This is a genomic window from Ruegeria sp. CI1 (assembly GCF_056536925.1).
In genome coordinates, this window is record NZ_JBQFQP010000023.1 from 1 (window position 1) to 24,434 (window position 24,434).

The window sequence follows — 24,434 nt, forward strand, 5'->3', positions numbered from 1 at the left end:
CCGAAATACTTGGTGATCGCCGCCGTCAGCGTCGTCTTGCCGTGGTCAACGTGGCCGATCGTGCCGATGTTGACGTGCGGTTTGTTACGCTCAAACTTTTCCTTTGCCATTCCTCAGGCGCCCTTTTGTGGTTTGGGGGACCCTTGGTCCCGGTTTCCTCTGCGCGCGCGGAATATTTGGTTCAAAGGGGAAAATCAAGCGCATCCTGCAAGAAAGGCGGGCAAATGCCCCGTTTTATTCCGCCTCGGCGACCGCCTCGCCATCGACTGGTTCGGGACGCTTGTCGAACCAGCCGTTCTTGCGGTGCTCATCGGCGAACCACTCTTCCACCCGGTCAGCCACTTTCAGAGCCAGCCCGCTCATCTGCTCTTCCTTGGTGCGGGCATTGCCCGATCCCACCAGAGCGCTTTCGCTGGTGGTATCTTCGAGAACCTGCATCTGGTGCGCCTTGGCCAGATATTCCTTCTTGCCGACGTCATAGACATTCACCAGAACGATGGCCGTGCTCTTGGGGTTATAGATCACCGGCACGCCCGGCGGCGCCAGCATGTACCCTTCGAGGCTGATGCCGATATCGTATTCCTGCGACCCTTCGTATCGGCCCAACCGGATATCGACCGCCTTCTGGATCGCATCGGTCCATTCCTTGGGCGTCGCATCGCGCGAGATCGGCCCCTGCACCGCCTTGTCCGCGTAGGCATAGTTGACCCGCAACTTGAACTCGCCCAACTCTTCGGGCGCTTCATCCACCAGCGTTTCGGTACAGGCGCCAAGCAGGGTCAGGCCTGCGACAACGGTCAGGATGCGGATCATTGCGTCTTCTCGATAAGCCTCGGTTTCAACCGATGTATCGCACCCATGCCGCCCATGCCAAGCCGTATCGGCCCGATATCGCAACTTCCGGCCATCGGATCAGGAAAACTTGTAATCACGCGGGAAGCCATAGGGCGGTTTCTTGCCGACACCGGCACGTTTCGACAACCATTGACCAAGGTCCGGCTCGTGCCGCGTCTTGTCCCCGCCCATCGACCATTTCAACCCATCGGCCCAGTTGAACGTGGTCAGGTCGCTCAGCCCACCATCCAGCTCCAGCGTCCCCTGACGACCCCGCGCCATGTTGTATTTCTGCAGCCGCACGCCCTTGCCGCGCGTCATCTCGGGCAGGTCGCCGATCGGGAAGACCAGGAACTTGCCATTCTGCGACACCACCGCCACGTGATCACCTTCGACCGGCTTGCAGATCAACGCCCGTTCGTCGTCCTTGACGTTCAGCACCTGCTTGCCCGCGCGCGTCTGCGCCACCACGTCCTCTTCGGGCACCATGAAACCGTTGCCCGCATCCGAGGCCACCAACAGCTTGCGCCCCGGCTTGTGGATCAGGATATCGACGATCTGCGCCTCGTTCGGCAGGTCCACCATCAGGCGCAGCGGCTCGCCCATGCCGCGCCCACCGGGCAGATTGGCGGCGCTGAGGGTGTAGAACCGCCCGTTCGAGGCGAACACCAGCAGCCGGTCGGTGGTTTCCGCGTGAAAGATGAAACGCGGGCCGTCGCCATCCTTGAACTTCAATTCGCGGGTCAGGCCGATATGGCCGGTCATCGCGCGGATCCAGCCCATCTGGGAACAGACGACCGTGATCGGTTCGCGGTCGATCATCGCCTCCAGCGGCACTTCTTCGACCTCGCCTGCTTCGGCGAACCGCGTGCGGCGCGCACCGCCTTCATACTCCTTGCCAAAGGTCTTTTTCGTCTCTTTCAACTGTTCGGCAATACTGGCCCATTGCAGGCCTTCGTCGGCCAGCAGGTCCTCAAGCCCGGCGCGCTCCTCCATCAACGCATCCCGCTCGCGCACCAGCTCCATCTCTTCCAGGCGGCGCAGGCTGCGCAGACGCATGTTGAGGATCGCCTCGGCCTGCACCTCCGACAACTCGCCCTCGCCCCGCGCCGGAGCGATATAGTCGGCCTCGCTGGTGGCGCGGGCGTGATCAACGCCCCAGTTCTCGCGCATCAGCGCGGCCTTGGGGTCGTCGTCGTAACGGATGATATCGATCACCCGGTCGAGGTTGAGGAAGGCAACGATAAAGCCCTCCAATACTTCCAGCCGGTGGTCGATCTTGGCCATACGGTGGCGCGACCGGCGCAGCAACACCTCTTGCCGGTGATCAAGGAAGGCGCGCAGCACCTCCTTCATCGAGCAGACCTTGGGCGTCACGCCGTCGATCAGCACGTTCATGTTCAGGCTGAACCGCACCTCAAGATCCGAGTTGCGATAGAGCATGCCCATCAGCACCTCGGGGTCCACGTTCTTGGAGCGTGGCTCGAGGATCAGGCGAATATCGTCGGCGGATTCATCGCGCACATCGGCGAGGATCGGGATTTTCTTGGTCTGGATCAGTTCCGCGATCTTTTCGATCAGCTTGGATTTCTGAACCTGATAGGGAATCTCGGTGACGATGATCTGCCACTGACCCCGGCCCAGATCCTCGACTTCATATTTGCAGCGCAACCGGAACGAACCGCGCCCGGTGCGATAGGCCTGCGCGATATTCTCGGCCGGCTCGACAATGACACCACCCGTCGGAAAATCCGGCCCCGGCACATAGTTCAATAATGTGTCGTCGCGCGCGTCCGGTGTCTTGATCAGATGCAGACAGGCATCACACAGCTCCGCGATGTTGTGCGGCGGGATATTCGTCGCCATCCCCACCGCGATACCGCTGGCGCCGTTGGCAAGCAGGTTGGGGAACTGTGCGGGCAGCACAACAGGTTCGGTCAGCGTGCCATCATAGTTGTCGCGGAAATCGACAGCGTCCTCGTTCAACCCTTCCAGCAGCGCTTCGGCCACGATGGTCATCCGCGCCTCGGTATAGCGCGAGGCTGCCGGGTTATCGCCGTCGATATTGCCGAAATTCCCCTGCCCGTCGACCAGCGGATAGCGGACGTTGAAATCCTGCGCCAGACGCGCCATCGCGTCATAGATCGCGGCATCGCCGTGCGGGTGATAGTTGCCCATCACGTCGCCTGAAATCTTGGCAGACTTTCGGAAACCTCCGGTTGCGCTGAGTCGCAACTCTCTCATCGCATAGAGGATTCGTCGGTGAACCGGCTTCAACCCGTCCCGCGCATCGGGCAGAGCCCGGTGCATGATGGTGGACAGCGCATAAGTCAGATAGCGCTCGCCAATCGCGCGGCGCAGCGGTTCTGCCACCTCTGACCCGCCTTCGGGGGTCTCCATATTGGGGTCGTCAACGATATCGTTCATAGATGATGTGATACGACGCAAAGACACGCTGGTAAAGCAAGCAGAGCGCATTTTGCTGGGGACAAGTCGGTCTTTTGCAACAAGGGGGAGGTAACCGGCGGATTTTCCCCGTTTTTCGACTCAGGGGTGAATTTATGCTAGGCTTTCATCCATAGACTCACTGCAAATTTTTGCTTTAACGATTTCCTGGGGGATGCGCCATGACGCGCCTGATTGTTCTGACTTTCGCCTTTCTGGGCTGGGCCTTTTATGAAATGAGCGGCGGCGCTGATTTCGAACCGCGCGGCGTACGCGCCCCGGAACCCGAACGCGTTGCCACGGCGCGGCCTGCAGAACCAAAATCGCTGGTCTTCCCGATCAACGCCGAGGAGCTGGTCACCAAGGCGGCGCTGGGTCAGGTCAAGACCGTTCAGGCCCCACAGGACACGGAAATCACGCTCTCGGCCGAAGAATCCCGCGCACTGCTGTCGCAGGCCTCGTTCGGGGTAAATGCGAATGGCTCCCTGTTCCAGACACAAGACGCCCCCATCACCCTCGCCTCGCTGCAGGAGGGCGCGACCGGAATGCGTCAGGACGTGGCCCCATCCGAGCCTGAGATAGTTCAGCCCGCCGAACCGGCGGAACCTTCCCGAGACATTCGCGAAATCACCGGCGCGCGCGTGAACATGCGCAGCGGTCCGGGCACCATCTATCCCGTGATCTCGCGCCTCACGATCGGACATCAGGTCGAAGTGCTCGACGATTCGGGAACCGGCTGGCTGCGCCTGCGCGTGTTGCCCGAGCAACATATGGGCTGGATTTCCACCTCACTGATCAGCAAAAAGTCAAACTGACGTCAGGCGGCATTGCCCCGCAGGGAACCTCGCAATAGCTATTGGCGAAGTTCATCGTTGGGATTGCCATGCAGAAATCCATTCTCATCACGGGTTGCTCCTCTGGTATCGGTCTGGACGCGGCGCACGGTATGCGCGCAAGGGGCTGGCGGGTCTTCGCGTCGTGCCGGCAACAGCGGGATTGCGACCGCCTGCGGGCGCAGGGCTTCGACAGCCCGCGAATCGACTACACCGACGCCGACAACATCCGTACCGGGCTGCTTGAGGTGCTCGACGCCACCGGCGGCACGCTGGACGCGCTGTTCAACAACGGCGCACACGGCCTGCCCGGCGCGGTCGAGGACGTCCCACTGGACGGTCTGCGCCACATATTCGAGACCAACGTTTTTGGCTGGCACGAGCTGACCCGGCAGGTAATTCCGGTCATGCGGACGCAGGGGCACGGGCGAATCGTTCAGAACTCCTCGGTGCTGGGCCTCGTCGCCTTCCCGTGGCGCGGCGCCTATGTCGCCACCAAATACGCGGTCGAGGGGCTCAGCGACACGCTCCGGCTGGAATTGCGCGACACCGGCATCAAGGTGATCCTGATCGAACCCGGCCCGATCACGTCGAAACTGCGCGAGAAAGCGATCCCCGTCTTCGAACGCTTCATCGACTGGGAAAACTCCGCCCTGCGCGACAAATACGAAAACTCACTACTCAAAAGGCTTTACGAAGGGAAAGGGCCTGACCGTTTCGAACTCCCCGCCTCGGCCGTCACAGAAAAACTGGCCCACGCAGTCAGCGCGAAATATCCCCGCGCCCGTTACTACGTGACCACGCCAACCTATATCGCCGGATATCTGCGCCGGGTGCTGCCGACCGGGGCGGTCGATCGCATCCTCTCCCGCGTCTGAAGCGAAATTACCGGTTCGCTTTTTAGCCCAACCCGGCTAGATCAGGCCGAACGCAACCTCAAACGCGCAAGGGGGCTTCATGGACCTTCTCATGGTGATCTTGCTTTTGGCGATGGCGGCCGTGGTCGTCGTTCTGATCCTTGGTATCGCCAATTTCGGCAAAAGCGGCGCCGACGCCGCCATGCGATCCAACAAGATGATGCGCCTGCGCATCCTGTTCCAGTTCATCGCGGTGGTTCTGATCGTGCTCTTCGTCTATCTGCGCGGACAGGGGGGATAACCGATGGTCGTCCTGAACAAGATCTACACCCGCACCGGCGACGGCGGCAAAACTGCCCTTGGCAACGGCGAACGGGTCGCGAAATACTCGGGCCGCGTTGCCGCCTATGGCACGGTGGACGAGTTGAATGCCTTTGTCGGCGTTGCCCGGCTCGAGGCCGCAGGCGACATCGACGCCGCCCTGTCGCGCATTCAGAACGACCTGTTCGATCTTGGCGCCGACCTGTGCCGCCCGGACATGGACAAGGATGCCGAAGCTGAATACCCGCCTCTGCGCATGATCCAAAGCCAGATTGAACGGCTGGAGTCGGAAATCGACGCGATGAACACCGACCTGCAACCGCTGCGCAGTTTCATCCTGCCCGGCGGCTCGCGGCTGGCAGCCCAGCTGCATGTCTGCCGCACCGTGTCGCGGCGGGCCGAACGACTGGCGGTGGAGCTTTCGAACATGGAACCGGTGAACGAGGCCGCGGTGAAATACCTCAACCGCCTCAGCGACTGGTTTTTCGTCGCAGCGCGCGTCGCCAATAATGGTGGCAAGGACGACGTTCTTTGGGTTCCGGGTGCAAACCGCTGACGCAAAGGCGGCTTCGACACGAAACTTTGTTGCGCCTTATCGCCGCAAATTCGCGAAACGCGACGTCTCAAGACCATGACGTGACGATTTTGCTCTGTTGCGACGTGGCATGACTCGTTATCTAACGCGGCGAGAGCATTGGTGGAGTCGCAACGCGGCTTGCCGTTTTGTAAGGAGAAAACGCAGAGATGAAGGTACTTGTGCCTGTCAAGCGCGTGATTGACTACAACGTGAAGGTTCGCGTGAAAGCGGACGGAAGCGGAGTTGATCTCGCCAATGTCAAAATGTCGATGAACCCGTTCGACGAGATCGCAGTCGAAGAGGCCATCCGCCTGAAGGAAAAAGGTCAGGCTGACGAGGTCGTGGCCGTTTCGATCGGCGTCAAGCAGGCGCAGGAAACCCTGCGCACCGCGCTGGCCATGGGCGCCGACCGCGCCATTCTGGTTGTCGCCGCCGATGACGTGCACACCGATATCGAACCGCTGGCCGTCGCCAAGATCCTCGCCAAGGTTGTCGAGGAAGAGCAGCCCGGCATCGTTCTCTGCGGCAAGCAGGCCATCGACAACGACATGAACGCAACCGGGCAGATGTTGTCGGCCCTGCTGGGCTGGTCGCAGGGCACCTTTGCCTCGGAACTGGACATCGAAGGCGACAGCGCGAAGATCACCCGCGAGGTTGACGGCGGTCTGCAGACCATCAGCGTCAAGATGCCGACCATCGTGACCGTTGACCTGCGCCTGAACGAGCCGCGCTATGCATCGCTGCCCAACATCATGAAGGCCAAGAAAAAGCCGCTGGACGAGAAAACCGCCGCCGATTACGGCGTCGACGTCACGCCGCGCCTCGAGATCGTCAAGACCGAAGAGCCGCCGGCACGCGCCGCTGGCATCATCGTCGGCTCGGTGGACGAACTGGTTTCGAAACTGAAAGAAGCGGGGGCTGTGTAATGGCTGTTCTTCTCCTTGCCGAAGTCAACAATGGCGAACTGAGCGTCGACGCCACCGCCAAGGCCGTGAGTGCCGCGAAAGCTCTGGGTGACATCACCGTGCTGGCCGCTGGTGCATCAGCCGCCGCCGCGGGCGAAGCAGCCGCCAGGATCGAAGGTGTGTCCAAGGTGCTGGTTGCCGAAGACGCGTCGCTGGGCCACCGCCTGGCCGAATCCACCGCAGCCCTGATCGTGTCGCTGGCCGATGGGTACGAGCATATCGTTGCTCCTGCCACCACCGACGCCAAGAACGTGATGCCGCGCGTTGCGGCCCTGCTGGACGCGATGGTGATCTCGGATGTCTCGGGCGTGGTTGACGGCTCGACCTTCGAACGCCCGATCTACGCGGGTAACGCGATCCAGACCGTCAAGTCGTCGGACGCCAAAAAGGTTGTCACCATCCGCACCTCGACTTTCGACGCCGCTGGCGAAGGCGGCTCGGCCCCGGTCGAAACCATTTCGGTTGGCGAAAACCCCGGCCTGTCGTCCTGGGTCGAGGACAAGGTTGCTGCCAGCGACCGTCCGGAACTGACCTCGGCCGGCATCGTCGTCTCGGGCGGTCGTGGCGTTGGCTCGGAAGAAGACTTCAAACTGATCGAAGGTCTGGCCGACAAGCTGGGCGCAGCCGTTGGCGCCTCGCGCGCGGCGGTCGACTCGGGCTATGCACCGAACGACTGGCAGGTGGGTCAGACCGGCAAGGTCGTCGCCCCCAACCTCTATGTCGCAGTGGGCATCTCGGGCGCGATCCAGCACCTGGCCGGCATGAAGGACTCTAAGATCATCGTCGCGATCAACAAGGACGAAGAAGCACCGATTTTCCAGGTTGCCGATTTCGGCCTCGTCGCCGACCTGTTCCAGGCCGTCCCGGAACTGACCGAAAAGCTGGGCTGAAACGGCTCTGGCAGAAATTCAAAGGCCCGCCCAACCGGCGGGCCTTTTTCATTGCAGGTCCATCACCGCACGATACAGCCTGTCAGCGATGATCTGATGCGTTGCCGGACCGATCAAATGCTCCGCCATCGGTTGCTGCAATGTTCCGAACAGGGCATCCGCCAGTTCCTCGGAATCGCCGCAGGTACGCACCGGCACCTCGACCACCGTCGCGCAAAACCCATTCAGTTGCGCCACCATCGCCTCATCGACCAGATATGGCTCCGGCTCGTCACTGGCATCGTCCGACCTTTCATAGCGCAGCCAGAGCGAGAGTGCGGGAACTTCGATTCCGGTCAGGAAACGTCTCATCCGCTCGACCCAGCCCTCCTGAAGATCCTGCTTTACGACTTCGAACCGCGCATCATCCTGCGCTCGCAATGTATCCAGAAGATGCCGTGTGAAATGGATCTCGGCAAAGTCGACCTCGGGGTACAAATCTCTCAAGTCTTCCGATGGCTCCAGGAACCTGTCGTTTCGGCGCGGGTGCACGCGATAAAGCCGGTTCGACAGCACCTGAACGCCCGGCAACTGGACCACGCAAAACGACGCCTCATTGATCCGCGCCCGAACGAAGGGAGTGGCGGCCAGCGCTTCGAACCCACAGCTGACAGACCCCAGATTGACACAAGGTTGACCCAGCCGTTTTTCCAGCAAGGCGGGGAATGGCTCCTGTACAAATCGTCCAAAGGTCTCTGTTCCACCGGTACAAATCGCACAGTTCGCGCCAAATTCCCGTTTGGGCCCCCGAAAATGGAGCCCCCCCGCCTCGTATTGGCAACTCGGATCCTCCGGCGCATTCACACCCAATCTGTCAAAGCCCATGTTCATCACCCTTGTTTTCTTCACCCGACCGACACCATGACGCCGCAGGCCTTGCAAAAGTTTTAATGCGCGCATTTGAAGCAAAAGCAGTGCTTCACCCCCTCTTGCCGCCCCCCCCACCCTGCCGGTAATGTCCACGTAACCCGCGAGAAAGGCACCACAGAGATGGACATCAAAACGGTCGGAGTGATTGGCGCAGGCCAGATGGGAAACGGCATCGCGCACGTCATGGCGCTGGCCGATTACGAGGTGCTGCTGACCGATGTCAGCCAGCAGGCACTGGATCAGGCCATCGAGACGATCGAGGCAAATATGGCCCGTCAAGCCTCGCGCGGAAAAATATCCGACGACGACATGCAAGCAGCGCTAAAACGCATCAAAACCACGCTAAACCTACCCGATTTGGGCCAAACCGATCTGGTGATCGAGGCCGCGACCGAGCGCGAAGCAATCAAGCAAGCGATCTTTGAAGATCTGCAACCGCACTTGTTACCCCATACGATCCTGACGTCGAACACCTCGTCGATTTCGATCACACGTCTGGCCAGCCGCACCGACCGGCCCGAGCGGTTCATGGGTTTCCATTTCATGAACCCGGTTCCCGTGATGCAACTGGTCGAACTGATCCGCGGCATCGCAACCGACGAACAAACCTTCAGTGCATGCAAAGCGGTGGTGGACAAGCTGGGCAAAACGGCCGCCAGCGCCGAAGATTTTCCCGCCTTCATCGTCAACCGCATCCTGATGCCGATGATCAACGAAGCGGTCTATACGCTTTACGAAGGCGTCGGCAGCGTTCAGTCCATCGACCAATCGATGAAGCTGGGCGCCAATCATCCAATGGGTCCGCTGGAACTGGCCGACTTTATCGGCCTCGATACATGCCTTGCGATCATGAACGTGCTGCACGAAGGACTGGCGGATACCAAGTATCGTCCCTGTCCCTTGCTCACCAAATATGTCGAGGCCGGTTGGCTTGGCCGCAAGACCGAACGCGGGTTCTATGACTATCGCGGGGAAGTTCCGGTTCCGACCAGATAACCGGAACCGGTCAGCCGCCCTTCACAAGGCCCATGGTGTGATCCCTCAACCAGGCCATAAACCCGCGCGGGTCTTTTTCCAGCAGCTCCATGTCCTCATCCGGGATTGGATGGCCGATAACCGGGGCCTGCGGTTTCTTGCAGGATCGCACGATCTCGTGCAGCAAAAGACCCTGACGCAGGATCGGCGAGACCTGGCAGGCGATCTGATAGGCGCGCGAATTGCGCCCCGGGAAATAGATGGGGACCACGCGCGCCTTTGATCGGCGGATCATTTGTGCGGTAAAGACGTTCCATTCCCGTTCAATTGCAGGGCCGAACCAGTTGTCGGATGACATCACGACGCCCGACGGGAACAGCGCCACGACGCCGCCTTCCTTCAAGTGCGTCATCGCCTTGGCCCGCATCTCGATCATCTTGGACTGCGCTTCGGGATCGTGCGGGAAAGGCACCGGGATCATGAACGAGGTCGCCGCCTCATCCAGCCCGGTCAGTACCGATCGGGTCAGAATTCGATAATCTTGCCGAACCCGCCCAATCAACTCGGCCAGAATCATGCCGTCAACCATGCCGTGTGGATGGTTAGCGACAACGACAACCGGCCCTTTTTTCGGGATGCGCGCTATCTGCTCGTCCGGGGTCAACAGATCGATCCCCATCACTTCAAGCGCACCGCCCCAAAACCTCTGGCCGCGATATTGCTCGTTCTTCTTCTCGAACTTGCTGACCATCCGCAAAATCGTCAGCTTGCCCGTGAACCATTCGATGGCTCGAATGGCCGTTGCCGTCCACAGATCATCAAACGAGTTGGCATAGGTCAAGGTTCTACGGTCGTAGATTTCGCCCTGTTCAGTGGCCCCATCAACCACAGGGTCGACTTTGCTGTTGTGCGCGGTTTCCGCCAAGTCTTGGTCTTCCCGTTCTTCACGTCGCAAAGCGCGGCGCGCTCAGTACCCTTCGCCGAACTTGTCGTTCACCAGGGACTCCAACGCTTCCGCCAACGCCTCAGCATCAGGTCCGGACGTCTCAACGTCAATAGTTGTTCCGTTCGACGCTGCCAACATCAAAAGGCCCATGATACTGTCGCCCGAGGCGGAAAGTCCGTCTTTTGACACTTCTGCCGTAGCGTCAAACCCTTCAACAACCTCAACCAGCTTGGCCGAGGCGCGCGCGTGCAGGCCTTTTTCATTTACAATCTTTAAACTTCGCGTCGCCATTTCAATCTGTCCAGATTCAATCGAGGGTCACATTTTTGGTGTTTATGTATTTTCTGCCCGCTTCCATGGCCTGCCGGACGGCATCCCCCACGGGCAGGTGTCGGCTTTTGGCCAGTTTGATCAGCATCGGCAAATTTGCGCCATATAGGATTCGCCGATCCTGAGGCGCACAGGCCCGCAAGCTGAGGTTCGAAGGACTGCCGCCGAACAGGTCGGTGACCACGACAACCCCGTCGCCAGTATCCACCTCATCGGCGGCGGCACAGATCTCGCGTTGTTTTTCGTCGCGATCATGATCCGCCTCGATAGAGATCGCGGCCAATCCAGGCTGCTTGCCCACGACATGCTGCATCGCGGCCAGATACTCCTTGGCCAGCCCCCCATGTGCTACGATTACGATCCCGATCAACCCGGTCTTACCTTCGCTGCGCGACGTTCCATTTCGCGGTGCCTAATTGACACCTGCTGCCCCTTTTCTGCAAGGGCCTTTGCAACAGCTTCCGCTAATGCGACTGAACGGTGTTGTCCACCAGTACAGCCAAAGGCCACCGACAGATGCGCCTTGCCTTCCGCCCGAAAGGCCGGAAGAAGCGTCCAAAGGAGGTCGACCACGCGCTCGAAAAACGGGGCATAGTTCGGGTCGGTCGCGACATAGGTGGCAACATCCGCGTTGCGACCGTCGGCGGCCCTCAACTCAGGCTTCCAATAGGGATTGGCCAGAAACCGACAATCGAACACCATATCGAGTCCCCGCGGCAGGCCGCGTTTATAGGAAAAGGATTCGATGGATACCGCCAAATGCCGCCCTTCCTCTGGTGCGAACCACCTTTCCACCTCTTCTCGCAACTGATGGATATTCAGGTTGCTTGTATCGATCAGAGAATCTGCAATTTCGCGAATTGGTTGCAGCACCTCCAACTCTTGCAGGATACCCGCCTCGGGGCTGGCACCGGGCGCAAGCGGGTGACGTCGGCGGGTCTCGGAGAACCGGCGCAGCAGAACTTCTTCGCTGCAATCCAGATACAGCGTCGTCAGATCGATACTTTCCATCCGGCCCAGCCGTTCGATCAGTTCCAGAAACCCGATGGTCGAGAAATCGCGGTTCCGCGCGTCGATGCCCAGCGCCATAGGACGCGACTGCTCCCCCCCGTCCAGAAGCCGCGTCAGCAATCCCATGGGCAGATTGTCGATGGCTTCGAACCCCAGATCTTCCAACACATGGATAGCGGTCGAACGGCCCGCTCCGGATGGTCCCGTGACCAACACGATACGTTGCTGCGGAGTCATTTGCTGGGCCATTCCGGGTCGACACGCCCTATCTTGAGAAGTTGCATCAGAGATGGAGCGAAGTGTGGGGCCTTGACAGCTCGAAGCAAGGGCACAGATTGCCTCAGCACCCGGACCGTCCTGTGTTCGGGGAAACGATCTTCTTCGATCTGATCCAGATCCACCACGTAAGCCAACGGTACCGACCCGGTCGGCGGACATCGGATCAGGCCGAGGCCGCGCGCCTCGATCAGGCCGGAAATGGCGGCAGGCGATTGCGCCAGAACCCGGTCGTTCTCCATTCGGAGTTCGACCTGATCATCGGCAACCAGTTCCGCGCCATATCCAACAAGAGTTAAGGCCAGTGACGACTTGCCGGATCCGGAGGACCCGACGATCAACAGCCCATTGCCACCGACCGCCACGCAACTTCCGTGGATCGTGGCATTGCGCTTTTCGGCCATGCGGGACAGCGCATCGACGCTCATAACTCAGATCGGTAGCGCCACGACAAAGCGGGCGCCAAGTGGGTCCGAGGTGACGTCGGCATCCGTGGGCCGGATGTTCTCGGCCCAGATGACGCCGCCATGGGCCTCGACGATTTGTTTCGAAATGGCCAGCCCCAGCCCAGAATTATTGCCGAAATGCTCCTCGGGACGCTGCGAATAGAACCGCTTGAAGATCTTTGTCAGCGCCTGATCGGGAATTCCAGGCCCGGTATCCTCGACCACGATCAGCACGCGGCCATCCCGACGCCGCGCCCAGACGCGAATGGCATCGCCTTCGCCACAGAAGGAAATCGCGTTGGTGATGAGGTTGACGAACACCTGCGCCAATCGCGCTTCCAGCCCCCGAATTGTAATGGGTTCGTTGGGCATGTCCGTTATATAATCTATCCCTTTCGAACGTGCGTCTTCGCCCAGGAACTGACCCAGGTTGTCAAGCATCGCAAGCATATCGAACGGTTCTTCGTCTTCTTTCACCAGTTCGGCATCCAGCCGCGATGCGTTTGATATGTCGCTGACCAGGCGATCCAGTCGACGCACATCGTGCTCGATGATCTCCAGCAGCTTTTCGCGCTGTTCTTCCTTCTTGACCACGCGCAACGTGCCAACCGCCGATTGCAGACTGGCGAGCGGATTCTTGATTTCGTGCGAAACATCCGCAGCAAACTGTTCGTTGCCCTCGATCCGGTTATAGAGCGCCGCCACCATGCCGCGCAGTGCACGACTGAGCCGGCCGATCTCATCCGGCCGCGCGCTCAGATCCGGTATGCGGATACGCCCGGGGTTGATGCGCTGGTTGTGATGATCGTTGCCCATCTCGGCGGCCTCGGCCAGATCGGCAAGCGGGTTGGCGATTGTGGAAGCCAACACCAGGCTGAGGCCGACCGAAACCAGCAGCGCGACAACGAACATCTGCAGGACACGTTCCTGTTCCTGCCGGGCCAGTGCGTCGATTTCTCCGGCTGGCCCGGCCATCGCCAGAACCGCAATTGTCTGCCCAGCTCGCTGTATCGGAGTTGTGGCCACAATGACCGTTCCTCCTCGGGCGTCGGTAAGCGCCCGAACCCGAGAGCCGGACTCGACCGTTACGGGTACCATCGCGCCCACCTGCTCGGCCAGGTCCGGCGAGGGCCTTGACTGACTGCCATTCAGAATCGACGCCATGCCGTTCCAGACCGCGTTCAGACCATCACTGATAATTGTTGGCCCGGTGTCGAAACGGCTATTTAAAACGGTCGCGGGCAACTGGGTCGAGCCGCGCACCCACCCCGCCAGATCACCCAGAGGGTCGAAAACGAAAACCTCGACGCCATTACGAAGGCTCAAACCCGCCAGCGTCGCCTCGATATCAAGCTCGTCGCTGTCGTTGATCGTGGCTGGATCGCTGGCGATTCTGGCCTCGAATACGTCCCCGGCCAGTTCCGCTTCGCTGATCAGGGCACTTGCCCGCTGCAACACCTGGTCTTCGCGGGTGTCATCCAGCCATAAGAGCCCTGCAACCAGAATGATCAGGGCAATCAGGTTGAACGTGATAATCTTGCGCGCAAGTGTCGAGCTGTGCAGCGCCAGCAGGCGCCGCCGGGGACGGACAAAACGCATATCCGGTGAATTGGGATCAATCGGGATAACCCAATCGTCCCCAAGAACCACATCCCCGTCGCGTGGCCCGTTCGCTGATCCTGTGTCGCGCACGAGAATCCCTTCGCCTTCCCCCACAAAAGGGCGATTATTCTTCGTTGTATCTGTACCCTATTCCATACAGCGTTTCGATTGCCGAAAAATCCGAATCAGCCATACGCATTTTTTTGCGCAGGCGTTTGATGTGGCTGTCGATCGTGCGATCATCGACATAGACCTGATCGTCATAAGCGACATCCATCAGCTGATCGCGGCTCTTGACGAAACCCGGCCGCTGCGCCAGCGCTTGCAAAAGAAGGAATTCGGTCACCGTCAATGAAACATCCGTTCCCTTCCAACTGACCGCATGCCGCAACGGATCCATCCGTAGATGTCCGCGTTCCATCACCTTGGCGTCGCCATTGCCGACCTCGATCGCTTCACCCGAATTGGCCTCCTGCCGACGCAAAAGCGCACGAATCCGTTCGACCAGAAGGCGTTGCGAGAATGGCTTTTTCACATAGTCGTCCGCGCCCATTCTCAGGCCCAGAACCTCGTCTATTTCGTCGTCTTTCGACGTCAGAAAGATCACCGGCATCTGGGTTTTCTGGCGAAGCCGCTGAAGCAAATCCATGCCATCCATTCGTGGCATCTTGATATCCAGAACCGCCATGTCCGGCAGTCTCTTGTTGAAGGCATCCAGCGCCGCCTGCCCATCGTTATATGTTTCGACCTCGAACCCTTCGGCCTCGAGTGTCATGGATACGGACGTCAGAATATTTCTGTCGTCATCCACCAGTGCAATCTTTGACATTGGGAGTGCCCCTACTGCTCTACTGCTCAATCTTCGTAAGTTTTCATGCATTTTTGGCGTTTTTGTGACCACGAATCAATGCATATCTACGAATCACTTAAAAACTGTTGCTCAATTGGAGACAAAGAACCCTTAACCCGATTGAATCGATGCCACCTAATTGAGCGCTAAATACATGGTTGCGCTAAACCTCGCCTTGGTGGCGCTAACTGCGCCAAACCGTCCTGTTCATGCTCTAAACTAGCGTGATAAGACCCCCGCGACCGCCGGTCATTTCTGCCGGTAAACTGCCCCAAGAGCGCAAACGGCCAAGCGCGCCGCCGCGCCGCCATAGGAGAGAAATCGCATGACATCTGGACGGGTTAACCCGCAATTCCGCCTCGAGGATCAGGGCATCGAGGGTCTGGGCAATGTCTTTTACAACTTCATGGAACCGGCGCTGATCGAAGAGGCGTTGAAGCGTGGCGAAGGCACGCTGGGCAATGGCGGGGCTTTCCTGGTTACGACCGGGAAATTCACCGGGCGTTCCCCCAAGGACAAGCACGTCGTAAAGACCGAGAGCGTCGCGGAAAAGATTTGGTGGGAAAACAACGCCGAAATGAGTCCCGAAGGCTTTGACGCGCTCTATCTGGACATGCTCGAGCACATGAAGGGCCGCGATTATTTCGTGCAGGACCTCGTTGGCGGCGCCGACCCGACCTATTCGATCAACGTGCGCATGGTGACCGAGCTTGCCTGGCACAATCTGTTTATCCGTCACCTCCTGCGCCGCCCGGATCGCGAGGATCTGGACGAATTCACCGCTGATTTCACGGTGATCAACTGCCCCAGTTTCAAGGCGGACCCGAAAAAGCACAACTGCCGCAGCGAGACGGTGATTGCGCTGAACTTTGACCGCAAGCTGATCCTGATTGGCGGCACCGAATATGCGGGCGAGAACAAAAAATCGGTGTTTACCCTGCTGAACTACATGTTGCCGGAAAAAGGCGTGATGCCGATGCACTGTTCGGCCAACCACGCGGTTGGAAACCCGGTTGACACCGCCGTGTTCTTTGGCCTCAGCGGCACCGGCAAGACGACCCTGTCGGCAGATCCAGCGCGGGTTCTGATCGGTGACGACGAACATGGATGGTCGGATCGCGGCACCTTCAACTTCGAAGGTGGCTGCTATGCCAAGACCATCAACCTCAATGCCGAGGCCGAGCCGGAAATCTATGCGACCACCAAGAAGTTCGGCACCGTGATCGAAAACATGGTGTTCGACCCCGAAACCAAAAAGCTGGATTTCAACGATGACAGCCTGACTGCGAACATGCGCTGTGCCTATCCGCTGGAATACATCTCGAACGCGTCCAAATCAGCGCTTGGCGGGCACCCCAAGAACATCATCATGCTGACCTGTGACGCATTTGGTGTTCTGCCCCCGATCGCACGGCTGACCCCGGCGCAGGCCATGTACCACTTCCTGTCGGGCTTCACCTCGAAAGTGGCTGGAACCGAGCGTGGTGTGACCGAGCCGCAACCCACATTTTCAACCTGTTTCGGCGCCCCGTTCATGCCGCGCCGTCCCGAAGTTTATGGCAACCTGCTGCGCGACAAGATCGCTCAACACGGCGCCACCTGTTGGCTGGTCAACACCGGTTGGACCGGCGGTGCCTATGGCGTTGGCAGCCGGATGCCGATCAAGGCCACCCGCGCCTTGCTGACGGCCGCGCTGGACGGCTCACTGGCCGAAGCCGAGTTCCGCAAGGACGCCAATTTCGGCTTTGACGTTCCGGTTTCGGTACCGGGGGTGGCTGAGGTTCTTCTTGATCCGCGCCGCACATGGGACGATCAGGCCGCATTCGACAAACAGGCCGAAAAACTGGTTCAGATGTTCGCAGAGAATTTCGAACAATACCTGCCTTTCATCGACGAAGACGTCAAAGCCGTCGCAATCGGTTGAATAGGCCAGGCTGATTCTGCAACACCCCCCTGTTCCGCACAGGGGGTGCTTTCGCTTAGCGAGAAACTTTTCAGGAAACTTCCACCCATAAGTGAAATCGCGAAATCGTGATCTTCACTGGCGATCAAAATTTCGCGTGCCGTGAAAAAAATAGGCCCGGCACAATTGCGCCGGGCCTTGACTGAAAGTAGCTTGGGGCTGCGAATGCGCCACTCACTCATTCTCGCGATATCGGCAGCCTAATCAGACCTTAACCAAAGTGAACAACGTGACTTGTGTCAATATGAGACAATCCCTGAGGGCCAAAAAAACGTAACCGCGCGCATCGATTCCGCTAAAGCGCTAAAAAAGTATGCAACCAGGATACTAGACCGAATGCTCGAAGTCTCGAAACTCGCAGAACTCCGCAAGCTGATGCAAAGCATGGAACAGACACTGGGGCTAGAAGAGTTGTCTCCGATCGAACGCGACATCTATTACGCCGCCGGAGAGTTGTCGAAGGCCGGGGAAGAAGTCCGCACGAACGGATTAATCGGGCATGCCCTTGTACAATCCATCTCGCGCCCGACTTTTTTTCGGGCCCTGAAATCTCTGGTAGAGAAAGGGTATCTTTCGCAGTGCGAAACCACGAACCGGGGTCGGTACGTCGTGCACGCGCCACGACAATAAACTCTTTCCGATAGTAGGTTGCGTATTTCGGTCCAAGAAACGGTTACTGCCTCGCTCGCCTATGTCGCAGCCGCCATCGTGACGTTCGAATTTCTAATGCCTCTGCAGAACATCTTCTTTCCGGACTATCCGAGCCGGGCAAGCCTGCTGTTCCTGCCGCATGGTGTCAAAGTACTTACAGCCTGGATGCTGAAGTGGCGCGCAATTCCAGCCCTGTTTCCCGGTGTTCTAGTGGTGTTCGTGTATCTGGGCGGAACCGACGTATTCATGCTCAGCCGCATCTGGGCCATACTGGTCGCAGTCTCAGCCGCGCCACTGATGTTCCAATTCTTCAAGGCGCTCGGTTGGGACATTTATCCTGATCCCGCGCGGCCGGCCTGTTGGATCTGCGTCATGGCGGCGGGAGTGACGACTTCGGTTCTTTCGTCTTTGCTGACGAACATGGCATTCGGCAGCACTCCCGTCGAATACGTCGCCTTTTTGATCGGAGATGTCTTTGGGCTGTTCTTTCTAATGCTCGGCTTGCTTTTCGTATTTCGTCTTCAGAACCGAACACGCTAGGCCAGTTTCATCCCAACAGCCCCCGGCGCAAAAGGTTCAGTCCGGCAACCAGAAGAACAAGCAACGTCACCTTGCGAAAAGTGGCCTGATCGATGCGGTCATGCAGCCTCATCCCGATCCACATTCCCAACACGGCAGGAACGATCAAAGCCATGGACAGACCAATCGTATCCTTGCGCAATATCCCGGAACCGAAATGCGCGCCAAACAGTGCCAGAGCGCCCAATCCATAGATAACCCCTTGAATCCGGATCTGATCACGTTTTGGCGTGTTCAATGCCGTCAGATATGCCACCGTGGGCGGCCCCCACACGCCAGACATCCCGCCAATTGCCCCCGCGACCGCGCCTGCCACCGCCTGCCCCCGGGGCGTGTCCCGCTTGAGCGTGAGGGATATGCCCAACAATTGGATCAGCACAAAGAAACAAACTGACACGCCGATCATCACAAGAAAGGTTGACGCCGGAACCCGCGCAACCAGTTGCGCGCTGATTAGCAGACAAACCAATCCAACGATCAGGAACACCCTGAATTTCTTTGTCGTGGCAACTGCGGCGCTTGCCCCTTGCCACAAGGCCTGCATCACATTCGTGACCAGGGTCGGCAGGATCAATCCGGCCAACGCGAGATCCGGTGGCAGTATCATGCTCAATCCGGAAACCAGGATCATCGGCATGGCAAACCCCACCATACCCTTGACCAGCCCCGCCAACACGGCAATCGCACAAGCCAGTGCCAGATTTTCTGGCGTTAGAAGAATCAGGTCCATCATGCCCCTTGATAACACCGCGATTTTCTCTGCACTGCAAAAATCTCTGCGTAATTTTCGAACTTTTTCAGGTGTAATTGTGTATTTTTGTTGCGCTGCATGTGCGAAATGATATGACCAAGCAACGAAAAAGAGGACGTGATTCATGGCCCATGACGGACAGGACGTGACGACAATGACCAATACCGCAATTTTGCCCGACCTTTTGCGGCTGACCGGCGCGGCGCTTGCCCCGGTCGAAGCCGTGTTCACCCGTGCGCTGGAATCGGTGCGCGCCATGGTGACATCGGATGGCAAGATCTCGGGTGCATTGATCGAAGCGAACCAGACCGCCGCGCATGGCTTGTCGTGGATGGCGACCTATCACCAGTCGCTGCGACAGATGCAGCGTTGGGCCGAAGCGCTGGAGGCCGACGGCAAGTTCGGCGAGATGGAGCAGTTGATCCACCAGATCGCGTTCGGCGAATACCTCCACCAGATCGCGGGCGGCATCCCGATGAACCAGGGCGAAGTCGTGCGATTGCAGGAGCTTGGCCTGGGCTGGGATGCTTTGTCCGGCTTTCAGTGCGAAGAGGTTCAGACCCTGATGCGCGCAGGCAACAGCCAGGCGGCGCGCACGCGTCTGGTCGAATTGATGGAGGCTCAGGCCGGCGCCACCATGTTCGGGGCATCGGGGCTGGAAGAAGAGCTGGAAATGATCCGTGACCAGTTCCGCCGCTATGCACAGGAAAATGTGGAACCGAACGCGCATGACTGGCATCTCAAAGATGAGCTTATCCCCATTGAAATCATTGAAGAATTGGCCGAAATGGGCGTTTTCGGCCTGACCATTCCCGAAGAATTCGGCGGCTTCGGGTTGAGCAAGGCGTCGATGTGCGTGGTGTCCGAGGAGCTGTCGCGGGGCTATATCGGCGTTGGCTCGCTGGGCACCCGGTCCGAGATCGCCGCCGAGCTGATTATCGCGGGAGGTACGGACGAGCAGAAGGCAAACTGGCTGCCGAAGATCGCAAGTGCCGAAATCCTGCCGACGGCGGTGTTCACCGAACCCAATACCGGGTCCGATCTGGGATCGCTGCGCACCCGCGCGGTTCGGGACGAGAACGGCGATTACAAGATCACCGGCAATAAAACATGGATCACTCATGCGGCGCGGACCCATGTGATGACGCTGTTGGCGCGCACCGATCCGAACACGACGGATCATCGCGGATTGTCGATGTTTCTGGCCGAGAAGACCCCCGGAACCGACGAAAACCCCTTCCCCACACCGGGTATGACCGGCGGGGAGATCGAGGTGTTGGGCTATCGCGGGATGAAGGAGTACGAGCTGGGTTTCGACGGCTTTCACGTCAAGGGCGAGAACCTGCTTGGCGGCGAAGAAGGCAAGGGTTTCAAGCAGTTGATGCAAACTTTCGAGTCTGCCCGCATCCAGACCGCGGCCCGCGCCATCGGCGTGGCCCAGTCGGCGCTGGATATCGCCATGCAATACGCGCTTGAGCGCAAGCAGTTCGGAAAAGCGCTGATCAACTTCCCGCGTGTGTCGGGAAAACTGGCGATGATGGCGGTCGAGATCATGATCGCGCGGCAGCTAACCTATTTCTCTGCCTGGGAAAAAGATCATGACCGCCGCTGCGACCTTGAGGCCGGGATGGCCAAGCTGCTTGGCGCTCGGGTGGCCTGGGCCGCGGCGGATAACGGGCTGCAGATTCATGGCGGCAACGGGTTTGCGCTGGAATACAAGATCAGCCGCGTGTTGTGCGATGCGCGTATTCTGAACATCTTTGAAGGCGCTGCAGAAATTCAAGCGCAGGTGATTGCACGTCGCCTGCTTGGATGACCCTCGGGAGTTTACCTCATTCCCCAACTCGACCCGGCCTCGTGCCGGGTCTTTTGTTGATGTACCTTCGAACTGTGCGAAATGTACCGGTCCGTGACCCCCTGTTGTTCATTTTGTACAAGACTTTGAGCGCGATACGTGCCCTGATGCACGGGAAACCGGTTCCCACGATATTTCGAAACTGTTAACCTTCGACCTCATGGAGAACAGCTCAAACCGGCGCCTGGCGGCGATCCTGGCCGCTGATGTGGCGGGGTATTCCCGTCTGGTCGGCGTCGATGAGGAGGGCACCATCGCCGCGTTGCGCAGGCTACGCAATGAGGTGATCGAGCCGCTGGTTGATCAACATGGCGGGCGGATCGCCAATACCGCCGGCGACAGTTTCCTGATCGAGTTCCGCAGCGCCGTCGATGCCGTTCGCGCGGCGGTGGAAATCCAGACCCGCCTGAAAGACCGCAACGCCGGTCAGGACCCGGATCGCGCCATCGCGCTGCGCATCGGCCTGAACGTGGGCGATGTGGTTTCGAACGGGGATGACATCCTGGGCGACGGGGTGAATGTCGCCGCGCGGCTGGAGGCGCTGGCGGAACCGGGGGGCATCGTCGCCTCGCAGGCGGTGGTTACCTATGCGCGCGCAAATGTAACGGCGGGCTTTGTTCCGATGGGACCGCAAAAGGTCAAGAACATCACCGAGCCGGTCGAGGCGTTCCGGGTCGTGTCCGACGCGCTGGAAATTGCAAGGAAACCGATAAGCCGGGCGAGAATGATTGCGGCGGCACTGATCATTGTGGCGCTTGTGGCGGCAGGCGTCTATTGGGCCGCCCCGTGGACCTCGAACCAGTTGCGCGCCTCGGAAACGCGCATGGCCTTTCCGTTGCCCGACCTGCCCTCGGTCGCGGTGCTGCCGATTTCCAACTATTCCGAAGACCGTGCGAACGAGATGCTGGTGGACGGGATATCCGAAGACCTGATCACCGATCTGTCCCGGATATCGGGCCTGTTCGTGATCGCGGGAAATACCTCGTTCGCCTATCGGGACCGGGATATCGACATTGCGCGTTTTGCCGAGGAACTGGGTGTCAGATATGTGGTCGATGGCAGTTTGCGGCGCACCGGCGAGACTTTTCGGGTCAATATCCGCCTGACCGACACGTCAAACGGGCGGCTGCTGTGGGCCGAGCGTTTCGACGGCGAGGGGGAGGATATTTTCGCCGTGCAAAAGCGTGTCGTGCTGGCGATTGCTGAGGCGCTGGACGTGTCGCTGGATGCGCAGGAACAGGCGACGATCCAAAAGGTCGAGACGGAAACCGTTGCGGCACGGGAGGCGTTTCAGCGGGGCTGGGAGCTGTATTCACGCTTTAACGAACGCGACAATCTGGCCGCGATACCGCATTTCGAACAGGCGGTCGCGCTGGACCCGGATTATGCGCGCGCCTGGGCGGCCTTGGCGCTGGCGCATCTGCGCCCGCATATCTTTCACCACTGGAACGCATTCACCAGTGACCGGGATCAGCTTCATATCGGGTTGTTCTACAAGTACCTGCAGGAAACCTCGAAACGCGAGACTTCGTTGATCCATGTCATCCGTGCCATGGTCAGCCTGAACTTGCGCGACTGGGGCAACGCCGATGGCACCGGGCGGGGCGTGGACGAAGCGCGGCAGGAGGCGGCAAAGGCCATCGCGCTGCAACCCAGCGACCCCGAGGCGCATCTGGCCATGGGCTGGGCGATGATTGCGGCGGGCAAGCCCGAAGAAGGGTTGGCCTTTGTGCAGGCGGCGATGCGCCTCGATCCCGAACATCCCAGCCATTATGTGCTGCTTGAGGCGGCGGCGCTTTATGCGATGGGTGATCTTGATCAGGCCAGCGAGGTGCTGCGTGCCGAGTTGGAGCGCAACCCGCAAGCCAAGGAGCTGATGCCGCTGGCGGCCTCGCTCCTGGCGCTGAACGGCGACCGGCGCGCGGGCCGTGCGATGATCGACCGTTGGCAGACGGGGGAAAATGCGGGCGCTCTCGAAGAAGCCGTGAATGAGTATTTCTTTGTTGTGCGCTGGGACGGGAATGACCGCCATCTGAATCAGCGTCTGACCGATGGGTTGCGACTGGCGGCCTTGCCCGTGGGCACAACGGTTGCAAGCCTCAAGGCGGATCTGGCGCGCGGGGACGCGCGCGAGCAGCGGTCGGCGGCCCGGGCGCTGGCGCTTTTCGGCGCGGATGCCGCGCCTGCCGTTCCCGAACTGATCAACCTGCTGGAAGGCCCTTCGGTTTTTGTGCGCAAGGAAGCGGCGGCAACGCTGGGTCAGATCGGCGCGGCGGCGGCCCCCGCGCTGCCCGCATTGGCGGCGCATGTCGATACGTCTTTGTCCGGCCGGGTCGCGGCCCGGGCGATCGAACAGATCGAGGGCGATCTGGCGGAATGAGGGCTGGTTCCGGCAGGTCGCCGGCCTTGACCCGATCGCGGATTGCTGGTTCTGCCTGTGGGACCGATGCGCAAGAGGAGGGTATATGCTGCGTCTTGTCCTGATTTTTCCCCTGCTGGGGCTTTGGCAGTGCCAGCGTGACGAATCCGTTGCCGCCTATGGTGCGGCGGACCGGACATGGGGGTTGCAGGAAATCAACGGCGAGGTTTTTGCCGCCACGGCGACGCTGACCTTTCCCGAACCGGGAAAGGTTGCCGGTCAGGCCCCCTGCAACGCCTATTCCGGCGTGCTGGATGCGCCCTATCCCTGGTTCGAGGTGCGCGATATCGCGGCGACGCGCAAGGCCTGCCCGGACCTTGAGGCCGAGGGCACCTATTTCGCGGCGCTGATGGCGATGACCCTGTCGGAGGTGTCGGGCGAGGTGCTGATCCTGCGCAACGATGCGGGGCACGAGATGGTGTTCACAGCGACCGAGTGAAGAGATCGACAAAGCGGGAGCGCGCCTCGGGCAGGGGGTGATGGCCCAGCGCGGGCGCAACGTGGTGTTCGAAGAAATGCCCGGTTGTTGTCAGCGCCTGCGCCACCTCGGCATCGGGCGACGGCCCCTGCCCGCGCAGGCAGGGCGGCAGCGGCAGCATGCGGTCGGCCCATTCGCCCGCCCCCTGCGCGGTCACCGCGCGGCCCGATTTCGGCGAGACATAGACCAGCCCCTCGGTCGCGCCGGTCACCGCGCAGCGGCCAAGATCGAGGCCGAAGCCCAGCTCTTTGAGCAGCGCCAGCTCCCAGCGCAGATAGGCCAGCGGCCAGACCTCATCCTGACCCAGCAGGTCCATCAGCTGTTCCGAGTGTTTGTAGAGGCCGGGGTGCGGTTCGCGTTCGGGCAGGCAGAACGAGAGCAGCGCCACCACCGCGTTCAGCCCCGCCAGCGGCAGACGCCCCGAGAACGCCGCCGCCGCGCGCGAGCGCAGGGGTTCGACATGGAAGGCGCCCAGATGCTCCTGAAGCCGGGCGCGCCAGGTAACATCCAGCTGGGCGCCGGGTTGCAGGATGGGGGCGATCTTGCGGCTGGCGCCGCCCCGCACCACGCCCGCGTGACGGCCATGGGTTTCGGTGAAGACCTCGATGATGGCCGAGGTCTCGCCATGGCGGCGCGTGCTCAGCAATATGCCGTGATCCCGCCAGTCCATC

General features: G+C 59.9%; 26 protein-coding genes. 13 read left to right on the plus strand and 13 right to left on the minus strand.

Going from position 1 to position 24,434, the window contains the following annotated elements; all coding sequences use genetic code 11:
* The 3 genes from ACR0LZ_RS20305 to parC form a co-directional block, all read right to left on the minus strand.
* A partial coding sequence (locus ACR0LZ_RS20305; RefSeq protein ID WP_170611170.1) for a GTP-binding protein occupies positions 1 to 110 on the minus strand: 110 nt, incomplete at its 3' end.
* Between the two features lie 124 nt (positions 111 to 234).
* Positions 235 to 813 carry a hypothetical protein gene (locus ACR0LZ_RS20310; protein WP_480752011.1) on the minus strand — a complete coding sequence of 193 codons (579 nt, stop codon included), beginning with the start codon at positions 811 to 813 and terminating at the stop codon, positions 235 to 237.
* Between the two features lie 99 nt (positions 814 to 912).
* Positions 913 to 3,261 (minus strand): DNA topoisomerase IV subunit A, encoded by a 2,349-nt coding sequence (gene parC, locus ACR0LZ_RS20315; RefSeq protein WP_480752012.1) that lies wholly within the window; start codon positions 3,259 to 3,261, stop codon positions 913 to 915.
* A gap of 200 nt (positions 3,262 to 3,461) precedes the next feature.
* Between parC and ACR0LZ_RS20320 the strand changes: the two genes are divergently transcribed.
* From ACR0LZ_RS20320 to ACR0LZ_RS20345, 6 genes are all read left to right on the plus strand, one after another.
* Positions 3,462 to 4,094, plus strand: coding sequence for an SH3 domain-containing protein (locus tag ACR0LZ_RS20320; RefSeq protein WP_480752014.1), 633 nt, complete (start codon positions 3,462 to 3,464; stop codon positions 4,092 to 4,094).
* 68 nt (positions 4,095 to 4,162) lie between these two features.
* Positions 4,163 to 4,990: an SDR family NAD(P)-dependent oxidoreductase gene (locus ACR0LZ_RS20325; RefSeq protein ID WP_480752094.1), complete on the plus strand. Its 828-nt coding sequence runs from the start codon at positions 4,163 to 4,165 to the stop codon at positions 4,988 to 4,990.
* 79 nt (positions 4,991 to 5,069) lie between these two features.
* Positions 5,070 to 5,270, plus strand: coding sequence for a twin transmembrane helix small protein (locus tag ACR0LZ_RS20330; protein WP_480752015.1), 201 nt, complete (start codon positions 5,070 to 5,072; stop codon positions 5,268 to 5,270).
* Between the two features lie 3 nt (positions 5,271 to 5,273).
* The gene (locus tag ACR0LZ_RS20335) at positions 5,274 to 5,846 is read left to right on the plus strand and encodes a cob(I)yrinic acid a,c-diamide adenosyltransferase (RefSeq protein ID WP_480752017.1); all 573 of its coding nucleotides are present in this window, start codon (positions 5,274 to 5,276) and stop codon (positions 5,844 to 5,846) included.
* Between the two features lie 188 nt (positions 5,847 to 6,034).
* Positions 6,035 to 6,793, plus strand: a complete 759-nt coding sequence (locus ACR0LZ_RS20340; protein ID WP_480752019.1) for an electron transfer flavoprotein subunit beta/FixA family protein — start codon at positions 6,035 to 6,037, stop codon at positions 6,791 to 6,793.
* Positions 6,793 to 7,722 (plus strand): electron transfer flavoprotein subunit alpha/FixB family protein, encoded by a 930-nt coding sequence (locus ACR0LZ_RS20345; RefSeq protein WP_480752020.1) that lies wholly within the window; start codon positions 6,793 to 6,795, stop codon positions 7,720 to 7,722. Before ACR0LZ_RS20340 ends, ACR0LZ_RS20345 begins: the two co-directional genes overlap by 1 nt.
* Positions 7,723 to 7,770: 48 nt before the next feature.
* Here ACR0LZ_RS20345 and ACR0LZ_RS20350 read toward each other — a convergent pair whose 3' ends face one another.
* On the minus strand, positions 7,771 to 8,586 hold the full coding sequence (locus ACR0LZ_RS20350) for a DUF6473 family protein (protein ID WP_480752021.1): 816 nt from the start codon (positions 8,584 to 8,586) through the stop codon (positions 7,771 to 7,773).
* Between the two features lie 165 nt (positions 8,587 to 8,751).
* On the opposite strand from ACR0LZ_RS20350, the gene ACR0LZ_RS20355 reads away from it, so the two are divergent.
* Positions 8,752 to 9,627 carry a 3-hydroxybutyryl-CoA dehydrogenase gene (locus ACR0LZ_RS20355; RefSeq protein ID WP_480752022.1) on the plus strand — a complete coding sequence of 292 codons (876 nt, stop codon included), beginning with the start codon at positions 8,752 to 8,754 and terminating at the stop codon, positions 9,625 to 9,627.
* Between the two features lie 10 nt (positions 9,628 to 9,637).
* Here ACR0LZ_RS20355 and ACR0LZ_RS20360 read toward each other — a convergent pair whose 3' ends face one another.
* Genes ACR0LZ_RS20360 through ACR0LZ_RS20390 form a run of 7 tightly spaced genes read right to left on the minus strand, consistent with a single transcriptional unit; the run spans position 9,638 to position 15,046 of the window.
* Complete coding sequence (locus ACR0LZ_RS20360; protein WP_480752024.1) at positions 9,638 to 10,531, minus strand: lysophospholipid acyltransferase family protein; 894 nt, start codon at positions 10,529 to 10,531, stop codon at positions 9,638 to 9,640.
* A gap of 42 nt (positions 10,532 to 10,573) precedes the next feature.
* Positions 10,574 to 10,843 (minus strand): HPr family phosphocarrier protein, encoded by a 270-nt coding sequence (locus tag ACR0LZ_RS20365; RefSeq protein ID WP_480752026.1) that lies wholly within the window; start codon positions 10,841 to 10,843, stop codon positions 10,574 to 10,576.
* 16 nt (positions 10,844 to 10,859) lie between these two features.
* Entirely contained in the window at positions 10,860 to 11,252 is a 393-nt protein-coding gene (locus ACR0LZ_RS20370) for a PTS sugar transporter subunit IIA (RefSeq protein WP_480752027.1), read from the minus strand.
* On the minus strand, positions 11,249 to 12,130 hold the full coding sequence (gene rapZ, locus ACR0LZ_RS20375) for an RNase adapter RapZ (protein WP_480752028.1): 882 nt from the start codon (positions 12,128 to 12,130) through the stop codon (positions 11,249 to 11,251). Before rapZ ends, ACR0LZ_RS20370 begins: the two co-directional genes overlap by 4 nt.
* A complete protein-coding gene (locus tag ACR0LZ_RS20380; protein ID WP_480752030.1) occupies positions 12,127 to 12,597 on the minus strand; it encodes an HPr kinase/phosphorylase in 471 nt (156 codons plus the stop codon). Before ACR0LZ_RS20380 ends, rapZ begins: the two co-directional genes overlap by 4 nt.
* Positions 12,598 to 12,600: 3 nt before the next feature.
* On the minus strand, positions 12,601 to 14,307 hold the full coding sequence (locus ACR0LZ_RS20385; protein WP_480752031.1) for an ATP-binding protein: 1,707 nt from the start codon (positions 14,305 to 14,307) through the stop codon (positions 12,601 to 12,603).
* 34 nt (positions 14,308 to 14,341) lie between these two features.
* Positions 14,342 to 15,046: a response regulator transcription factor gene (locus ACR0LZ_RS20390; RefSeq protein WP_480752033.1), complete on the minus strand. Its 705-nt coding sequence runs from the start codon at positions 15,044 to 15,046 to the stop codon at positions 14,342 to 14,344.
* A gap of 346 nt (positions 15,047 to 15,392) precedes the next feature.
* Here ACR0LZ_RS20390 and ACR0LZ_RS20395 point away from each other — a divergent pair, with 346 nt between their 5' ends.
* The 3 genes from ACR0LZ_RS20395 to ACR0LZ_RS20405 all read left to right on the plus strand — a co-directional run bounded on the left by ACR0LZ_RS20395 (position 15,393) and on the right by ACR0LZ_RS20405 (position 18,221).
* Entirely contained in the window at positions 15,393 to 16,991 is a 1,599-nt protein-coding gene (locus ACR0LZ_RS20395) for a phosphoenolpyruvate carboxykinase (protein WP_480752035.1), read from the plus strand.
* A 375-nt stretch (positions 16,992 to 17,366) separates the two neighbouring features.
* Positions 17,367 to 17,660, plus strand: a complete 294-nt coding sequence (locus tag ACR0LZ_RS20400; RefSeq protein WP_480752037.1) for a hypothetical protein — start codon at positions 17,367 to 17,369, stop codon at positions 17,658 to 17,660.
* Positions 17,661 to 17,678: 18 nt separating this feature from the next.
* The gene (locus tag ACR0LZ_RS20405) at positions 17,679 to 18,221 is read left to right on the plus strand and encodes a hypothetical protein (protein WP_480752039.1); all 543 of its coding nucleotides are present in this window, start codon (positions 17,679 to 17,681) and stop codon (positions 18,219 to 18,221) included.
* Positions 18,222 to 18,228: 7 nt separating this feature from the next.
* Here the strand turns inward: ACR0LZ_RS20405 and ACR0LZ_RS20410 are convergent, their stop codons facing one another.
* Complete coding sequence (locus tag ACR0LZ_RS20410; RefSeq protein ID WP_480752040.1) at positions 18,229 to 18,993, minus strand: sulfite exporter TauE/SafE family protein; 765 nt, start codon at positions 18,991 to 18,993, stop codon at positions 18,229 to 18,231.
* Between the two features lie 142 nt (positions 18,994 to 19,135).
* Here ACR0LZ_RS20410 and ACR0LZ_RS20415 point away from each other — a divergent pair, with 142 nt between their 5' ends.
* From ACR0LZ_RS20415 to ACR0LZ_RS20425, 3 genes are all read left to right on the plus strand, one after another.
* Positions 19,136 to 20,827, plus strand: a complete 1,692-nt coding sequence (locus ACR0LZ_RS20415; protein WP_480752041.1) for an acyl-CoA dehydrogenase family protein — start codon at positions 19,136 to 19,138, stop codon at positions 20,825 to 20,827.
* Positions 20,828 to 21,026: 199 nt separating this feature from the next.
* Positions 21,027 to 23,246, plus strand: a complete 2,220-nt coding sequence (locus ACR0LZ_RS20420; protein WP_480752042.1) for an adenylate/guanylate cyclase domain-containing protein — start codon at positions 21,027 to 21,029, stop codon at positions 23,244 to 23,246.
* 85 nt (positions 23,247 to 23,331) lie between these two features.
* A complete protein-coding gene (locus ACR0LZ_RS20425) occupies positions 23,332 to 23,724 on the plus strand; it encodes an META domain-containing protein (RefSeq protein ID WP_480752043.1) in 393 nt (130 codons plus the stop codon).
* Here the strand turns inward: ACR0LZ_RS20425 and recO are convergent.
* The gene (gene recO / locus ACR0LZ_RS20430; protein WP_480752096.1) at positions 23,708 to 24,433 is read right to left on the minus strand and encodes a DNA repair protein RecO; all 726 of its coding nucleotides are present in this window, start codon (positions 24,431 to 24,433) and stop codon (positions 23,708 to 23,710) included. The two genes, ACR0LZ_RS20425 and recO, sit on opposite strands and share 17 nt — an antisense overlap.
* Between the last annotated feature and the right edge of the window lies 1 nt (position 24,434).

What these genes read in the sequence shown, in the direction of transcription:
- ACR0LZ_RS20410 (WP_480752040.1), bottom strand. Translation starts at nt 18,993, where the DNA reads ATGATGGACCTGATTCTTCTAACGCCAGAAAATCTGGCACTGGCTTGT.
- ACR0LZ_RS20310 (WP_480752011.1), bottom strand. Translation starts at nt 813, where the DNA reads ATGATCCGCATCCTGACCGTTGTCGCAGGCCTGACCCTGCTTGGCGCC.
- ACR0LZ_RS20320 (WP_480752014.1), top strand. Translation starts at nt 3,462, where the DNA reads ATGACGCGCCTGATTGTTCTGACTTTCGCCTTTCTGGGCTGGGCCTTT.
- ACR0LZ_RS20335 (WP_480752017.1), top strand. Translation starts at nt 5,274, where the DNA reads ATGGTCGTCCTGAACAAGATCTACACCCGCACCGGCGACGGCGGCAAA.
- ACR0LZ_RS20400 (WP_480752037.1), top strand. Translation starts at nt 17,367, where the DNA reads ATGCTCGAAGTCTCGAAACTCGCAGAACTCCGCAAGCTGATGCAAAGC.
- ACR0LZ_RS20340 (WP_480752019.1), top strand. Translation starts at nt 6,035, where the DNA reads ATGAAGGTACTTGTGCCTGTCAAGCGCGTGATTGACTACAACGTGAAG.
- ACR0LZ_RS20350 (WP_480752021.1), bottom strand. Translation starts at nt 8,586, where the DNA reads ATGGGCTTTGACAGATTGGGTGTGAATGCGCCGGAGGATCCGAGTTGC.
- ACR0LZ_RS20415 (WP_480752041.1), top strand. Translation starts at nt 19,136, where the DNA reads ATGGCCCATGACGGACAGGACGTGACGACAATGACCAATACCGCAATT.
- ACR0LZ_RS20395 (WP_480752035.1), top strand. Translation starts at nt 15,393, where the DNA reads ATGACATCTGGACGGGTTAACCCGCAATTCCGCCTCGAGGATCAGGGC.
- ACR0LZ_RS20420 (WP_480752042.1), top strand. Translation starts at nt 21,027, where the DNA reads ATGGAGAACAGCTCAAACCGGCGCCTGGCGGCGATCCTGGCCGCTGAT.
- rapZ (WP_480752028.1), bottom strand. Translation starts at nt 12,130, where the DNA reads ATGACTCCGCAGCAACGTATCGTGTTGGTCACGGGACCATCCGGAGCG.
- ACR0LZ_RS20330 (WP_480752015.1), top strand. Translation starts at nt 5,070, where the DNA reads ATGGACCTTCTCATGGTGATCTTGCTTTTGGCGATGGCGGCCGTGGTC.
- ACR0LZ_RS20365 (WP_480752026.1), bottom strand. Translation starts at nt 10,843, where the DNA reads ATGGCGACGCGAAGTTTAAAGATTGTAAATGAAAAAGGCCTGCACGCG.
- ACR0LZ_RS20345 (WP_480752020.1), top strand. Translation starts at nt 6,793, where the DNA reads ATGGCTGTTCTTCTCCTTGCCGAAGTCAACAATGGCGAACTGAGCGTC.
- ACR0LZ_RS20355 (WP_480752022.1), top strand. Translation starts at nt 8,752, where the DNA reads ATGGACATCAAAACGGTCGGAGTGATTGGCGCAGGCCAGATGGGAAAC.
- ACR0LZ_RS20390 (WP_480752033.1), bottom strand. Translation starts at nt 15,046, where the DNA reads ATGTCAAAGATTGCACTGGTGGATGACGACAGAAATATTCTGACGTCC.
- ACR0LZ_RS20425 (WP_480752043.1), top strand. Translation starts at nt 23,332, where the DNA reads ATGCTGCGTCTTGTCCTGATTTTTCCCCTGCTGGGGCTTTGGCAGTGC.
- parC (WP_480752012.1), bottom strand. Translation starts at nt 3,261, where the DNA reads ATGAACGATATCGTTGACGACCCCAATATGGAGACCCCCGAAGGCGGG.
- ACR0LZ_RS20325 (WP_480752094.1), top strand. Translation starts at nt 4,163, where the DNA reads ATGCAGAAATCCATTCTCATCACGGGTTGCTCCTCTGGTATCGGTCTG.
- recO (WP_480752096.1), bottom strand. Translation starts at nt 24,433, where the DNA reads ATGGACTGGCGGGATCACGGCATATTGCTGAGCACGCGCCGCCATGGC.
- ACR0LZ_RS20380 (WP_480752030.1), bottom strand. Translation starts at nt 12,597, where the DNA reads ATGAGCGTCGATGCGCTGTCCCGCATGGCCGAAAAGCGCAATGCCACG.